We start from the raw sequence: 12,692 nt of genomic DNA on the forward strand, positions 1-12,692 counted from the left end.
ATTGTATAAAATTTACAATAAAAGGTGTTGAAAAATTGAGAAAACTAGCATTAAGTGATGAAATATTACTAAAAATCGAGAAACCGGCCCGTTACATCGGAAACGAGATCAACTCGGTGATGAAAGATAAGAGCCAGGTGGATATCCGTTTCGCCATGTGCTTCCCGGACGTCTACGAAATCGGGGAGTCTCATCTCGGAATGAAGATCTTATATGACATGTTCAACAGGAGAGATGATACGTGGTGTGAGCGTGTTTACTCCCCATGGACCGACCTGGACCGGATTATGAGAGAGGAGCACATTCCGATGTTTGCCCTGGAGTCCCAGGATCCGGTCCGGGAATTTGATTTCCTTGGCATTACAATTCAGTATGAGATGTGCTATACCAACATTTTGCAGGTACTGGATCTTTCGGGTATTCCGCTGTTCAGCAAGGATCGTACAGAAGAAGATCCGATTGTCATCGGAGGAGGCCCATGTGCCGTCAATCCAGAGCCGCTGGCTGACTTTTTTGACCTTTTTTACATTGGAGAGGGCGAGACCGTTTATGATGAGCTTCTGGATGCCTATAAGGAAAACAAGAAAAAGAACGGAACAAGAAAAGAATTTTTGGAGATGGCAGCGGAGATCGAAGGAATCTATGTTCCACAGTTTTATGATGCCGAATACCATGAGGATGGAACATTAAAGTCCTTTGAACCAAACAATCCCCATGCAAAAAGAACGATCAAAAAACAGGTTGTCATGGATTTGAGCGCGGTGCCATATCCGACAAAACCAGTCGTTCCTTTCATCAAAGTGACCCAGGATCGTGTCGTACTGGAGATTCAGAGAGGATGTATCCGTGGATGCCGGTTCTGCCAGGCGGGAATGATTTACCGTCCAACCAGAGAAAAAGATCTGGAAACATTAAAGCAGTATGCGTATGAGATGCTGAAAAATACCGGGCACGAAGAGATTTCTTTAAGCTCGTTAAGTTCCAGCGACTATTCTCAGTTAAAAGAACTTGTGACCTTCCTGATCGAGGAATTTAAGGGGAAAGGGATCAATATTTCCCTTCCGTCCCTTCGGATCGATTCCTTCTCTCTGGATGTGATGGGTAAGGTACAGGATATCAAGAAGAGCAGTCTGACCTTCGCGCCGGAAGCCGGATCCCAGCGAATGCGGAATGTCATCAATAAAGGTCTGACCGAAGAAATGATTCTGGACGGTGCTTCCAAAGCCTTTGAAGGCGGCTGGAATAAAGTCAAACTCTACTTTATGCTCGGACTTCCGGGTGAGACAGAAGAGGATATGAAAGAGATCCCAAGACTGGCGGATCGGGTGGCTAGAAAGTACTACGAGATTCCGAAGGATCAGAGAAACGGAAAATGCCAGATTACATTCAGTACGTCCTTCTTTATCCCGAAGCCGTTTACGCCGTTCCAGTGGGCGGAAATGTTTACGCAGGAAGATTATATCCACCGGGCTCATGTCGTGAATCAGGAGATGAAAGAGCAGTTAAACCGGAAGAGCCTCAAATACAACTGGCACGAGGCGGATGTGACGGTGCTGGAGGGCGTGTTTGCCCGTGGTGACCGCCGGACCGGCAAAGTACTTCTGGAAGCGTACCGTCTGGGATGTCTCTATGATTCCTGGAGCGATGAGTTTGACAATGAAAAATGGATGCAGGCGTTTGACAATACCGGAGTGGATCTGGAATTCTATACGATGCGCAAACGGGATCTAGACGAGCTGTTCCCGTGGGATTTCATTGATGTGGGCGTCAGCAAATCATTCCTGAAGCGGGAATGGGAGCGTGCCATGAAAGGGGAAGTTACGCCAAACTGCCGGGAACGCTGCTCGGCCTGCGGCGCAATGTGTTATCAGGGAGGTGTCTGCTTTGAAGGCAAGAATTAAGTTCCGAAAATACGGAGTAATGAAATTTATCGGTCATCTGGACGTCATGCGGTATTTCCAGAAGGCTATGCGCCGGGCAGAGATCCCGATCGCATTTACCCAGGGATTCAGTCCGCATATGATCATGTCCTTTGCCAATCCCCTTGGCGTCGGACTGACAAGTGACGGGGAATATTTTGACATTGAACTGACCGGGCCGGTTGCATCCAAAGAGGCGGTGAGAAGGCTCAACGAAGTGATGGCAGAAGGAATGGAAGTCGTAAGCTTCGTTCAGATTCCGGAGGAAAAGAAAGCAACTGGTATGGCGATCATCGAGGCGGCTGATTACCTTGCCCTTCCGAAAGATGAGACAGAAGAAGTCACTAAAGAGGATATTCAAAACTTCCTTTCTCAGGAAGAGATTCTGGTCGTAAAACAGACAAAGAAGAGCGAAAAAGAAGTCAATATCCGTCCATGGATTCTGGAAATGGAAAAGCAGGGCGCGTCGATTTTTATGAAAGTATGCGCGGGAAGTTCCACAAATCTGAAACCGGAACTTGTGATGTCCGCGCTCTTAAAGCAGACAGGATCAAATCTGGATGCAGAAGCAGATTACCGTTATCACCGGCTGGAGAACTATGCCAGAAAGAATGAAGCACTGGTACCGCTGGATGCGCTTGGAACGGAGATCGTATAATGAAACAGAAAGTTCTTGTAACAAACGTAATGGATCGTCTCTGCTTTTTCCTGGAAGAGGACGGAAAGACGGCCGAAATCTTCTGCACGGACGAAACGGCTCAAAATGAGCATCCGGAAAAAACAGCTCATGCGGGAGATATCTATATTGGAAAGGTAAAAAAAAGAATTCCGAATATCCATGCGGTTTTTATTGAAATTTTTCCAGGGATGGAGTGTTACTGCAGTGAGGAGGAGGCAGCAGATGGCTGTTTTACTTCCAAAGCAGGGAAAAAGCCGGTCTGTGTCGGGGATGAACTGGTCGTACAGGTGAAAAAGGAAGCATCCAAGGCAAAAAAGCCGTCTCTTACTACGGATATTTCGCTGACCGGCCGGTACGCTGCCGTATCGCGCAAAAAGCAGATGCCCGGCGTTTCCTCCCGGATTCCGAAAAAGGAACGGGAAGCTCTGAAAGCATGGCTTCAGGAAACAGACAGCTCTCCATTTGGCGTGATTCTCCGTACGGAAGCGGCTCAGCTGACTCTGGAGGAACTGCACCAAGAGTTGCAGAAACAGGAAAAAGAGCTTGCAGACCTGCTTGAAAAAGCCAGGACACGCACCTGTTTCACCCGCCTGAAAGCGGGAGCGGCAGGAGAAGAGGCGGGATTTGCCCATGTCCGCTGGGATACGCTGGAAGAGGTTGTGACCGACCTCCCGGACGTTTATGATCGTCTCAGATCCTATCTGGAACAGACCGAACCAAAAGCGCTGGACAGTCTCAGGCTGTATACGGATCCGCAGTTTCCTCTTGTCAAGCTCTACAGTCTGGAGCGGGAAATGGAAAGGGCGCTTTCTCAGAGAGTCTGGCTGAAATCGGGCGGAAGCCTGATTATTCAGCCTACAGAAGCACTGACGGTAATCGATGTCAATACAGGACGGGCGGTCTCAGGGAAAAATGAGCGTTACCTGAAGCAGAATCTGGAGGCGGCCAAAGAGGCGGCAAGGCAGATCCGGCTTCGGAATCTGTCCGGCATCATTCTGATTGATTTTATCAATCTGTCAGAGACGGAAGACCGGGAAATTCTGATCCGGACCATGCGGGAGCTGACAGCAGCAGACCCGGTTAAGACAGAGGTGATTGACATCACCCGGCTGGAACTGATGGAAATTACAAGAAAAAAAGTACATCCGCCCCTTTATGAGGCAGTCAGAAAGAAGGCGCACACAGATGAGTAAAAAAGAACTGAAAACCAATGCCATGCGGATTCTGGACCGGATGAATATTCCGTATGAATATCAGACGTATGAATGTGAAAATTTCGAGGACGGTATCGCGACCGCCGACCAGCTGTCGCTGCCGCATGAAGAAGTGTATAAGACGCTGGTAACCCAGGCAAAAAGCGGGTCCCACTATGTATTTGTCATTCCCATCGAGGAGGAGATTGATTTCAAAAAGGCGGCAAAAGTGGTAGGAGAAAAATCACTGGAAATGATCCCGTTGAAAAATCTGACTTCGATCACAGGATATGTCCGTGGAGGATGTACCGCCATCGGCATGAAAAAGCAGTTTCCAACCGTGATTCAGGAAGATGCAAAGCAGCTGGAAAAACTTTATGTAAGCGGAGGAAAACTGGGAATGCAGCTGAGACTGTCGCCGGAGGATCTGAAAACAGCTTCCCGTGCTGTCTATGGCGATGTCATAAGAAAAGAGGAAAAGTAAAGAAATTTGTTGCATTCTTCACTTTATCAATGTAAAGTAGTACATAGTGGAGAAGCAGACAGGAGGAAAATGAGATGAAAATACCTGTAGATACCTGTAACACGGTCATCTTCGACCTTGGAAATGTTCTGATCCGGTACAGCGAAGCATTCTGCCTCGATCAGTTTGATTTTGACCCGGACATCAGAGAACGGGTTGCAAATGCTGTTTTTCGCAGCAGTGCCTGGTATGAAGGCGATAAAGGGACGTATGGACCGGATGACTGGTGTGACGCATTCATCGCCAATGATCCGGGAATCGAAGAGGAGATCCGGCTTGTCTATGACAGACTCTGCGAATGTATTCAGCCTGCGGACTACACCCTGGATCTGATCCACTGGTTCCGTGAGCATGGATACCGGGTATATTATCTTTCCAACTATTCAGAAGGCCTGTACGAAATGACAAAGGACAGACTTTCTTTTATCGAAACATTTGACGGCGGCGTCTTTTCCTGGCAGGAAAAGTGCCTGAAACCGGAACCGCAGATTTACCAGACACTGCTTGAGCGGTATCAGATCGATCCGGCAAAGGCTCTGTTCTTTGACGATATCGAGGAAAACGCAGCGGCAGCCTGCAGGGAAGGAATTCATGGCGTCGTCTTTACTCCGTCTGTTGCCTTTGATATTCTGCACAATCGATAAGTGAAGGAGCGTTTGAATATGCCAAAAGTAGTAAAATTCGGAGGAAGCTCTCTTGCAAGCGCGGCCCAGTTCCAGAAAGCGGGAGAGATCATCCGAAGTGAAAAGTCGAGAAAATATGTAATACCGTCGGCACCCGGAAAACGGAACTCCAGAGATACCAAGATTACGGACATGCTTTACTTGTGCTATGACAAGGCCGAGAAAGGGCTGGATTATTCTGAGGAGTGGAAGTTCATTACATCCCGCTATCAGGAAATCATCGACGGGCTTTCCCTTATTCTTTCTCTTGAGAAAGAGTTTGAACAGATCCGGGAGCAGTTTGAGCAGAAAGCAGGACGGCAGTACGCGGCCTCCAGAGGCGAATACCTGAACGGACTGATTATGGCTGCCTATTTGGAGTTTGAGTTTGTCGATGCCGCTGATGTGATCTCCTTCGACAAAGACGGACGTCTTAATACGGAAAAAACCAATTCCATGCTGCAGCAGCGCCTGGAAAATACCGGATGTGCGGTCATTCCTGGATTTTACGGAAGCGATCCGGATGGAAACGTAACCACCTTTTCCAGAGGAGGATCAGATATCACCGGATCCCTTGTGGCAAAGGCCGTTCACGCTGATCTTTACGAGAACTGGACGGATGTTTCCGGATTTCTGGTGGCAGATCCGCGGATTGTCAAAGATCCGGCAGTGATTGAAACGATCACCTACCGGGAACTGCGTGAGCTGTCCTATATGGGAGCGACTGTCCTGCATGAGGATGCGATTTTCCCGGTACGAAAGGAAGGAATTCCGATCAACATCCGGAATACGAACCGGCCGGAGGACCCGGGGACCTTGATTGTGGAGGACACCTGCCGGCACCCGCGGTTTACGATCACCGGAATTGCCGGAAAGAAAGGATTTGCATCCGTCACGATTGACAAGGCCATGATGAACACGGAAGTCGGCTTCTGCCGGAAGGTGCTTCAGGTATTCGAGGAAAACAATGTCTGTATCGAACACATGCCTTCTGGGATCGATACGATGACGGTGTTCGTTCATCAGGATGAATTTGAAAGCAAAGAGCAGAAAGTCCTTGCAGGCATCCACCGTGCCGTGTCACCGGACTTTATTGAACTGGAATCCGATCTGGCACTGATTGCTGTCGTGGGAAGAGGAATGCGTCAGACGAGGGGAACGTCCGGACGTATCTTCGCGGCATTGTCCCACGCCAATGTCAATGTCAAGATGATCGACCAGGGATCCAGCGAGCTTAACATCATCATCGGCGTGCGGTGCCATGATTTTGAACAGGCAATCACGGCGATTTACGATATTTTTGTGAATACACAGCTTTAAAAACAACTTACAGGAAAGATTTATAGAAGAGGTTTTAAAATGAATATTTTATTTTTTCTGCATCCAAAGGCAGAACTGGCTTTTATCTACGATTATCACACAGTACGTCAGGCAATGGAGATTATGGAGCATTATAAATATTCCTGCGTGCCGATTTTGAATAAAGAGGGAAAATATGTCGGGACCATTACAGAAGGGGATCTTTTGTGGGGACTGAAGGATTCCCATACCCTTGATATCCGGCAGGCTGAAAACCTTTCCGTCATGAAATTTGAAAGAAGGCATGATTACCTTCCGGTCAGCATTGAGGCGGATATGGAAGATCTGGTAAAGCGGGCCATGGAGCAGAATTTTGTACCGGTGGAGGACGATCAGCATTTCTTTATCGGTATTGTGACAAGACGTGATATCATCGGATATCTGAATGACAAAGTTAAGGGAAGCGGCGATAAGAATGACGATTGATTTTCACACCCACATTTTTCCGGAAAAGATTGTGGAGCGTACCATCTCCTTTCTGGAACAGCAGTGTGGAGAAAAAGCTCACCTGTCCGGAACATACGAATCCCTCCTGGAATCCATGGAGAAGTCAGGAATCGGGAGAAGTATTGTACTTCCGGTTGTGACAAAGCCTTCTCAGTTTGATTCGATCAACCGGTTCGCAATGGAGGTCACGGAGAAGACCGGAGGAAAGCTTCTTTCTTTTGGCGGGATTCATCCGGCATGCGACCATCTGAAAGAACGGCTGCAGGAGCTGAAACGAAACGGATTTCAGGGGATCAAGCTTCATCCGGATTACCAGGAGACACGGTTTGATGATCCCGGCTATCTGAAGATTCTGGACTATGCATCGGAACTGGGAATGATCATCAGTGTCCATGCAGGACTGGATCCGGGATATCCGGATTTTGTACATGCTACTCCTGCCATGATCCGGGATGTAATTCAGCAGGTTCATCCACAGAAGCTTATCCTTGCCCATATGGGCGGATTTATGCGCTGGGATGAGGTGGAGGAATGCCTGATCGGGAAAGATGTCTGGCTGGATACGGCAGCCTGCTTCACAAAGATTCCGGACGAACAGTTTCTACGGATTGTGTCCGAACACGGAGCGGACCGGATTCTCTTTGCGACAGATTCGCCATGGGCAGGACAGAGTGAATTTCTCCGGTATTTTCAGGGACTGGATCTTTCATCTGAAGATAAGGAAAATATCCTTTGGAAAAATGCAGAAAAATTACTGAAAAGTGCTTGATTTTCCTAAAAGGTCATGCTAATATATATGAGTATGCCGCACAGCGAGGTTTCAAAGTTTCTTTTCAGGACACCGAAGCTGGCGAGTAATGATAATAGGAGGTGCCATATGTACGCAATTATAGCAACAGGTGGTAAACAGTACAAAGTAGCTGAAGGCGATATCATTAAGGTAGAAAAGCTCGGAGCAGAAGCTGGTACGACTTACACATTTGATCAGGTTCTTGCAGTGAGCAATGACGGACTGAAGATCGGTAATCCGACAGTGGAAGGTGCAACTGTAGAAGCGTCTGTACTTGGAGACGGCAAAGCGAAAAAAGTTGTCGTTTACAAATACAAACCGAAGACAGGCTACCACAAGAAAAACGGTCACAGACAGCAGTACACAGCTGTGAAGATTGAAAAAATCAACGCTTAATCAAAATGATTAAGATTACGGTTTATCAAAATGCAAAAAATGAGTATGTCGGTTTCCTGACAGAGGGACATGCCGGATACGCTCCGGCAGGTGAAGACATCGTCTGTGCAGCTGCGTCAATGCTTGTGATCAACACGGTCAATTCCATTGAGGCCTTCACTCAGGACGAGGCTTCTGTCACAGCCGATGATGAGAGCGGAAAGATCGATTACCGGTTTTTACATTCTCCATCGAAGGAAGCGGCATTACTGTTTTCCGCCATGGTTCTGGGACTTCAGAATATGGCAGAAGATGAAGAGTACAGAAAATATATTGATTTGAGATTCAGGGAGGTGTAAACCATGATGAAATTAAACCTTCAGTTTTTCGCTCATAAAAAGGGAGTTGGTTCTACAAAGAACGGACGTGATTCCGAGTCCAAGAGACTTGGTGCCAAGAGAGCAGACGGACAGTTCGTCAAAGCCGGCAACATCCTTTACAGACAGCGCGGAACAAAGATTCATCCGGGTGTAAATGTTGGACGCGGTGGAGATGACACATTATTTGCTACATCTGACGGTATCGTAAGATTCGAAAGAAAGGGCAGAGACAAGAAACAGGTTTCTGTATACCCGGTAGCTGAGTAGTCATCTGCTGATGTTATGAATCGAAGAACATACAAAGGCTTCAAATCTGGTCGGTTTGAAGCCTTGTTTTTTACACCTTTTCTTTATATAATGTAGTAGAAACAAGCTGTAACACTTTTTTGAGAGGAAAGAAACATGTTTGCAGACAGAGCAAAAATTTTTATAAAATCAGGAAAAGGCGGCGACGGACACGTTAGCTTCCGCCGTGAGCTTTATGTTCCAAACGGCGGCCCGGACGGCGGCGACGGCGGCAAGGGCGGCGACGTGGTTTTTGAAATCGATGACGGCCTGAATACGCTCGTAGATTTCAGACACCGCCGTAAATACTGCGCGGAACCGGGTGAGAACGGCAAGAAAAAGCGCTGCCACGGAGCAAACGGAAAAGACATTGTCCTCCGTGTTCCGGAAGGTACGATCGTAAGAGAAGCGGAGACCGGAAAGGTCGTAGCTGATATGTCCGGTGACAACCGCCGGCAGATCATCTTAAAAGGCGGTAAAGGCGGTCTTGGAAACCAGCACTTTGCAACTTCCACCATGCAGGTTCCGAAGTATGCACAGCCGGGACAGCCGGCCCAGGAACTCTGGGTGAATCTGGAGCTCAAGGTCATTGCCGATGTAGGACTTCTCGGTTTCCCGAATGTCGGAAAATCCACGTTCCTGTCCAGAGTAACGAATGCGAACCCGAAGATCGCTAACTATCACTTTACGACACTGGCGCCAAACCTGGGTGTTGTAGATCTGGCAGACGGAGAGGGATTTGTCCTGGCGGATATTCCGGGACTGATCGAAGGTGCCTCACTTGGAGCAGGACTTGGACACGAGTTTCTCCGCCATATCGAACGTACAAAGATGATGATTCATGTGGTGGATGCTGCCGGAAGTGAAGGCAGAGACCCGATCGAGGATATCTACAAAATCAACGGTGAACTTGAAAAATATAATAAAGAACTTTCCGAACGCCCTCAGGTCATTGCGGCAAATAAAACCGATCTGATCTACGAAGGCGATGAAGATCCGGTAGAGCGGATCCGGGCTGAGTTCGAGCCAAAAGGATATAAGGTGTTTGCCATCTCCGGTGTGACAGGAGAGGGAATTCAGGATCTGTTATGGTATGTGAATAACGAACTGAAAAAGCTGGATTCCAAACCGATCACCTTTGCGCAGGAGTTCTTCCCGGAGGACGAGCTTTTGGTTGCGGATCTTCCGTACACAGTGGAGAAAGAAGAAGACGGTGTCTTTGTAGTAGAAGGACCGAAGATCGAAAAGATGCTTGGATATACCAATCTCGATTCCGAGAAAGGATTCCGCTTCTTCCAGAACTTCCTCAAGGAAGCCGGTATTCTGGAAAAACTGGAAGAGCTTGGTGTTCAGGAAGGCGACACAATCCGGATGTACGGACTGAGTTTTGAGTATTTTAAATAGGAATAGAGTGAAAAACAGAAAGGAATATACACATGACGTCAAAGCAGAGAGCATATTTGAAAAGTCTTGCCATGACTATGGATCCGATTCTTCAGATCGGAAAATTCAGCATGACGCCGGAACTGACCGGTGCTGTACAGGAAGCACTGGAAGCAAGAGAATTGATCAAGATCAATGTTCTGAAAAACTGTGCAGATGATCCGCGTGAAATCGCGGAGATGCTTGCTGAGCGCACTCACTCTCAGGTAGTGCAGGTCATCGGCAAAAAGATCGTCCTTTACAAAGAGGGCAAAAAAGAGAAAAAGAAAATCGAACTTCCGAGGTAGCCAGATGAAGACAGGAATCATGGGAGGAACCTTTAATCCTATTCATAACGGACATCTGATTCTTGCCGGACATGTGATGGATGAGTTCGGTCTTGACGAAATCTGGTTTATGCCAAATGGTAATCCCCCGCATAAGCAGCCGGAAAAGACCGGTGCAGGGATGGGAGACCGTCTGGAAATGGTAAAGCTTGCAATCAGCGGGAAGCCGCATTTTTCCCTTCAGCCTTATGAAGTGGAAAAGGATACGGTTTCCTATTCCTATGAAACAATGGAATATTTCAAAGACGCTTTCCCGGAGAGGGAGTTCTTCTATATTGTAGGGGCAGATTCCCTTTTTCAGATGGAAACATGGCGGCATCCGGACCGGTTTTTACATTCCTGTTCCATTATTGCCGCAAAGCGCGATTTAAGTGAGACAGATGCAGCCATGGAGGCTCAGATCCGGCATCTGGAAAACACATACGAAACGACGATTCTGTTTTCCCATTCTCCGGTATTTGAAGTATCATCCAGTGAAATCCGTGAGATGGTAGAAGAGGGAAAGGACATCAGCCGGCTTGTTCCGTCTGATGTAGCTTCCTATATTTCTGACCATCGTCTATACAGGGAGGAATAGAAGATGAGCAATGCAATCCATAAGATGCGTAAAAAAGTGAAAAAATACCTGGATCAGGACAGATATGAGCACACGCTTGGCGTGATGTATCTGTGTGCATCCCTGGCCATGCGTTACAATGAAGACATTAACGAGGCCATGATCGCAGGTCTCCTTCACGACTGTGCCAAATGTATCCCGTCCAAAAAGAAAATCCGGCTCTGTGAGAAATACCATTTATCGATTTCAGAAAGCGAGCGTCAGAATCCGAGTCTGCTTCACGCAAAGCTTGGCGCCTACCTGGCAGCAACGAAATATCATGTCCGGGATCAGCGGATTCTGGATGCGATCATCTGCCATACGACCGGAAAGCCGAAGATGACCATGCTGGATAAGATTCTTTATATCGCGGACTATATCGAGCCGGGAAGAAAAGAGGCACCGAATCTTCCGGAAGTCAGAAAACTGGCTTTTCAGGATATTGACGCCTGCCTTTATCTGATTCTGAAGGATTCCCTTGCCTACCTTCACACCCGCAATCTGGCCATTGACCCTATGACAGAGAAGACATATTTATACTATAAGAACTATCTGAACAAATAATCAAAAACAGGAGGAAGATGGATGAGCAACGCATTAGAAACATCAAAAAAGATGGCAGCCGCTGCCTGCCGTGCGCTGGACAGCAAAAAAGGCGAAGATATCCGGGTCATTGATATCTCGGAAATCAGTGTACTGGCCGATTATTTCATCATTGCAAACGGAAACAGCAACAGTCAGGTACAGGCTCTTGTAGATAACGTTGAGGAAGAGCTTGCAAAAGAAGGATATACCGTAAAACAGCGGGAAGGCTATGGACTTGGGAACTGGGTGCTGCTCGATTTCGGAGATATTATCGTCCATGTATTTGATAAAGAAAACCGTCTTTTCTACGATCTGGAACGTATCTGGAAAGATGGAAAGACGATCTCCATGGAAGATCTGGAAAAGTAAATCCTGACAGGAGATGAAGAAAAGGCTGCGAACCTCAGGTGCTCGCAGCCTTTTGTAATATCAATATCCTTATCTCATAAATCTCAGCAGGCCGATCATCTTTCCGAGAATCGTAACTTCATCAACAATGATCGGATCCATGGCGTCATTCTCCGGCTGAAGCCGGTAGTGTCCGTCCTCTTTGAAAAACCGTTTCACTGTAGCCCCGTCCTCTACAAGGGCAACGACAATCTCGCCATTTTCCGCAGTCGGTCTCTGCTCAACTAAAATATAATCCCCGTCAAGAATTCCGACATTCACCATACTGTCACCGCGCACACGAAGGAGAAATGTCTGATTGTTTGGAAGGTGCTCTACCGGAATCGGGAAATAGTCTTCAATATTCTGCTCTGCCAGAAGCGGCTCTCCTGCAGCTACACGTCCGATAATCGGCACCTGTGCCATCTCGCGGCGTGTCAGATTAAACGACTCGTCCAGAATCTCGATCGCACGCGGCTTCGTCGGGTCTCTCCGGATGTACCCGTTCTTCTCCAGCGTCTCAAGATGAGAGTGGACAGAAGAAGTAGATTTCAAATGTACTGCTTCGCAGATTTCACGCACTGCCGGCGGAAATCCTCTTTCTAAAATCTGTGCTTTTATATATTCAAGAATCTCGGATTGCTTTTCTGTAATATTTCCGTTACCCATGGAATGTCCTCCTGCTTTCTAATGTCTCTGTCAGACTACATACTTTTTTTCTATTTTATCATAGCAAGGTATAAA

General features: G+C 47.4%; 17 protein-coding genes. 16 read left to right on the top strand and 1 reads right to left on the bottom strand.

The window, feature by feature from the left end; genetic code table 11:
- Positions 1 to 35 precede the first annotated feature (35 nt).
- The 16 genes from H6A32_RS04960 to rsfS all read left to right on the top strand — a co-directional run bounded on the left by H6A32_RS04960 (position 36) and on the right by rsfS (position 11,930).
- The gene (locus H6A32_RS04960) at positions 36 to 1,901 is read left to right on the top strand and encodes a TIGR03960 family B12-binding radical SAM protein (protein WP_204863862.1); all 1,866 of its coding nucleotides are present in this window, start codon (positions 36 to 38) and stop codon (positions 1,899 to 1,901) included.
- Positions 1,876 to 2,577, top strand: coding sequence for a TIGR03936 family radical SAM-associated protein (locus H6A32_RS04965; protein WP_346342246.1), 702 nt, complete (start codon positions 1,876 to 1,878; stop codon positions 2,575 to 2,577). The genes H6A32_RS04960 and H6A32_RS04965 overlap by 26 nt, the downstream gene beginning before the upstream one ends.
- The gene (locus H6A32_RS04970; RefSeq protein ID WP_204863864.1) at positions 2,577 to 3,791 is read left to right on the top strand and encodes a ribonuclease E/G; all 1,215 of its coding nucleotides are present in this window, start codon (positions 2,577 to 2,579) and stop codon (positions 3,789 to 3,791) included. Before H6A32_RS04965 ends, H6A32_RS04970 begins: the two co-directional genes overlap by 1 nt.
- Positions 3,784 to 4,275, top strand: a complete 492-nt coding sequence (ybaK, locus tag H6A32_RS04975; protein ID WP_087252375.1) for a Cys-tRNA(Pro) deacylase — start codon at positions 3,784 to 3,786, stop codon at positions 4,273 to 4,275. Before H6A32_RS04970 ends, ybaK begins: the two co-directional genes overlap by 8 nt.
- 74 nt (positions 4,276 to 4,349) lie before the next feature.
- Positions 4,350 to 4,958, top strand: coding sequence for an HAD family hydrolase (locus tag H6A32_RS04980; protein ID WP_087252376.1), 609 nt, complete (start codon positions 4,350 to 4,352; stop codon positions 4,956 to 4,958).
- A gap of 18 nt (positions 4,959 to 4,976) precedes the next feature.
- Positions 4,977 to 6,296 carry an aspartate kinase gene (locus tag H6A32_RS04985; protein ID WP_204863865.1) on the top strand — a complete coding sequence of 440 codons (1,320 nt, stop codon included), beginning with the start codon at positions 4,977 to 4,979 and terminating at the stop codon, positions 6,294 to 6,296.
- Between the two features lie 39 nt (positions 6,297 to 6,335).
- Positions 6,336 to 6,761 carry a CBS domain-containing protein gene (locus H6A32_RS04990; RefSeq protein ID WP_087252377.1) on the top strand — a complete coding sequence of 142 codons (426 nt, stop codon included), beginning with the start codon at positions 6,336 to 6,338 and terminating at the stop codon, positions 6,759 to 6,761.
- Positions 6,721 to 7,551: an amidohydrolase family protein gene (locus tag H6A32_RS04995; protein ID WP_243424858.1), complete on the top strand. Its 831-nt coding sequence runs from the start codon at positions 6,721 to 6,723 to the stop codon at positions 7,549 to 7,551. The genes H6A32_RS04990 and H6A32_RS04995 overlap by 41 nt, the downstream gene beginning before the upstream one ends.
- 108 nt (positions 7,552 to 7,659) lie before the next feature.
- Positions 7,660 to 7,968, top strand: coding sequence for a 50S ribosomal protein L21 (gene rplU / locus H6A32_RS05000; protein ID WP_087167882.1), 309 nt, complete (start codon positions 7,660 to 7,662; stop codon positions 7,966 to 7,968).
- A 5-nt stretch (positions 7,969 to 7,973) separates the two neighbouring features.
- Complete coding sequence (locus H6A32_RS05005; protein ID WP_087167883.1) at positions 7,974 to 8,306, top strand: ribosomal-processing cysteine protease Prp; 333 nt, start codon at positions 7,974 to 7,976, stop codon at positions 8,304 to 8,306.
- A gap of 3 nt (positions 8,307 to 8,309) precedes the next feature.
- Complete coding sequence (rpmA, locus tag H6A32_RS05010; RefSeq protein WP_024732559.1) at positions 8,310 to 8,594, top strand: 50S ribosomal protein L27; 285 nt, start codon at positions 8,310 to 8,312, stop codon at positions 8,592 to 8,594.
- Between the two features lie 135 nt (positions 8,595 to 8,729).
- Positions 8,730 to 10,016 carry a GTPase ObgE gene (obgE, locus tag H6A32_RS05015; protein WP_118636269.1) on the top strand — a complete coding sequence of 429 codons (1,287 nt, stop codon included), beginning with the start codon at positions 8,730 to 8,732 and terminating at the stop codon, positions 10,014 to 10,016.
- Positions 10,017 to 10,048: 32 nt separating this feature from the next.
- Positions 10,049 to 10,342: a ribosome assembly RNA-binding protein YhbY gene (yhbY, locus tag H6A32_RS05020; protein WP_087167885.1), complete on the top strand. Its 294-nt coding sequence runs from the start codon at positions 10,049 to 10,051 to the stop codon at positions 10,340 to 10,342.
- Positions 10,343 to 10,346: 4 nt separating this feature from the next.
- A complete protein-coding gene (nadD, locus tag H6A32_RS05025) occupies positions 10,347 to 10,958 on the top strand; it encodes a nicotinate-nucleotide adenylyltransferase (protein ID WP_138373939.1) in 612 nt (203 codons plus the stop codon).
- 3 nt (positions 10,959 to 10,961) lie between these two features.
- Positions 10,962 to 11,540, top strand: a complete 579-nt coding sequence (yqeK, locus tag H6A32_RS05030) for a bis(5'-nucleosyl)-tetraphosphatase (symmetrical) YqeK (protein WP_087167887.1) — start codon at positions 10,962 to 10,964, stop codon at positions 11,538 to 11,540.
- Between the two features lie 21 nt (positions 11,541 to 11,561).
- The gene (gene rsfS / locus H6A32_RS05035; protein ID WP_087167888.1) at positions 11,562 to 11,930 is read left to right on the top strand and encodes a ribosome silencing factor; all 369 of its coding nucleotides are present in this window, start codon (positions 11,562 to 11,564) and stop codon (positions 11,928 to 11,930) included.
- Positions 11,931 to 11,999: 69 nt separating this feature from the next.
- Here the strand turns inward: rsfS and lexA are convergent, their stop codons facing one another.
- A complete protein-coding gene (gene lexA / locus H6A32_RS05040; RefSeq protein WP_204863866.1) occupies positions 12,000 to 12,617 on the bottom strand; it encodes a transcriptional repressor LexA in 618 nt (205 codons plus the stop codon).
- Positions 12,618 to 12,692: the final 75 nt, after the last annotated feature.

Origin of the sequence: Drancourtella massiliensis (genome assembly GCF_016900655.1) — a bacterium.
In the GTDB taxonomy this organism is placed as follows: Bacteria; Bacillota; Clostridia; order Lachnospirales; family Lachnospiraceae; genus Sellimonas; species Sellimonas catena.

Excerpts from the sequence above, each read along its gene's own strand:
- H6A32_RS04970 (WP_204863864.1), top strand. The coding sequence starts at position 2,577 with ATGAAACAGAAAGTTCTTGTAACAAACGTAATGGATCGTCTCTGCTTT.
- ybaK (WP_087252375.1), top strand. The coding sequence starts at position 3,784 with ATGAGTAAAAAAGAACTGAAAACCAATGCCATGCGGATTCTGGACCGG.
- H6A32_RS04980 (WP_087252376.1), top strand. The coding sequence starts at position 4,350 with ATGAAAATACCTGTAGATACCTGTAACACGGTCATCTTCGACCTTGGA.
- H6A32_RS04985 (WP_204863865.1), top strand. The coding sequence starts at position 4,977 with ATGCCAAAAGTAGTAAAATTCGGAGGAAGCTCTCTTGCAAGCGCGGCC.
- H6A32_RS04990 (WP_087252377.1), top strand. The coding sequence starts at position 6,336 with ATGAATATTTTATTTTTTCTGCATCCAAAGGCAGAACTGGCTTTTATC.
- H6A32_RS04995 (WP_243424858.1), top strand. The coding sequence starts at position 6,721 with ATGACAAAGTTAAGGGAAGCGGCGATAAGAATGACGATTGATTTTCAC.
- rplU (WP_087167882.1), top strand. The coding sequence starts at position 7,660 with ATGTACGCAATTATAGCAACAGGTGGTAAACAGTACAAAGTAGCTGAA.
- H6A32_RS05005 (WP_087167883.1), top strand. The coding sequence starts at position 7,974 with ATGATTAAGATTACGGTTTATCAAAATGCAAAAAATGAGTATGTCGGT.
- rpmA (WP_024732559.1), top strand. The coding sequence starts at position 8,310 with ATGATGAAATTAAACCTTCAGTTTTTCGCTCATAAAAAGGGAGTTGGT.
- obgE (WP_118636269.1), top strand. The coding sequence starts at position 8,730 with ATGTTTGCAGACAGAGCAAAAATTTTTATAAAATCAGGAAAAGGCGGC.
- yhbY (WP_087167885.1), top strand. The coding sequence starts at position 10,049 with ATGACGTCAAAGCAGAGAGCATATTTGAAAAGTCTTGCCATGACTATG.
- nadD (WP_138373939.1), top strand. The coding sequence starts at position 10,347 with ATGAAGACAGGAATCATGGGAGGAACCTTTAATCCTATTCATAACGGA.
- yqeK (WP_087167887.1), top strand. The coding sequence starts at position 10,962 with ATGAGCAATGCAATCCATAAGATGCGTAAAAAAGTGAAAAAATACCTG.
- rsfS (WP_087167888.1), top strand. The coding sequence starts at position 11,562 with ATGAGCAACGCATTAGAAACATCAAAAAAGATGGCAGCCGCTGCCTGC.
- lexA (WP_204863866.1), bottom strand. The coding sequence starts at position 12,617 with ATGGGTAACGGAAATATTACAGAAAAGCAATCCGAGATTCTTGAATAT.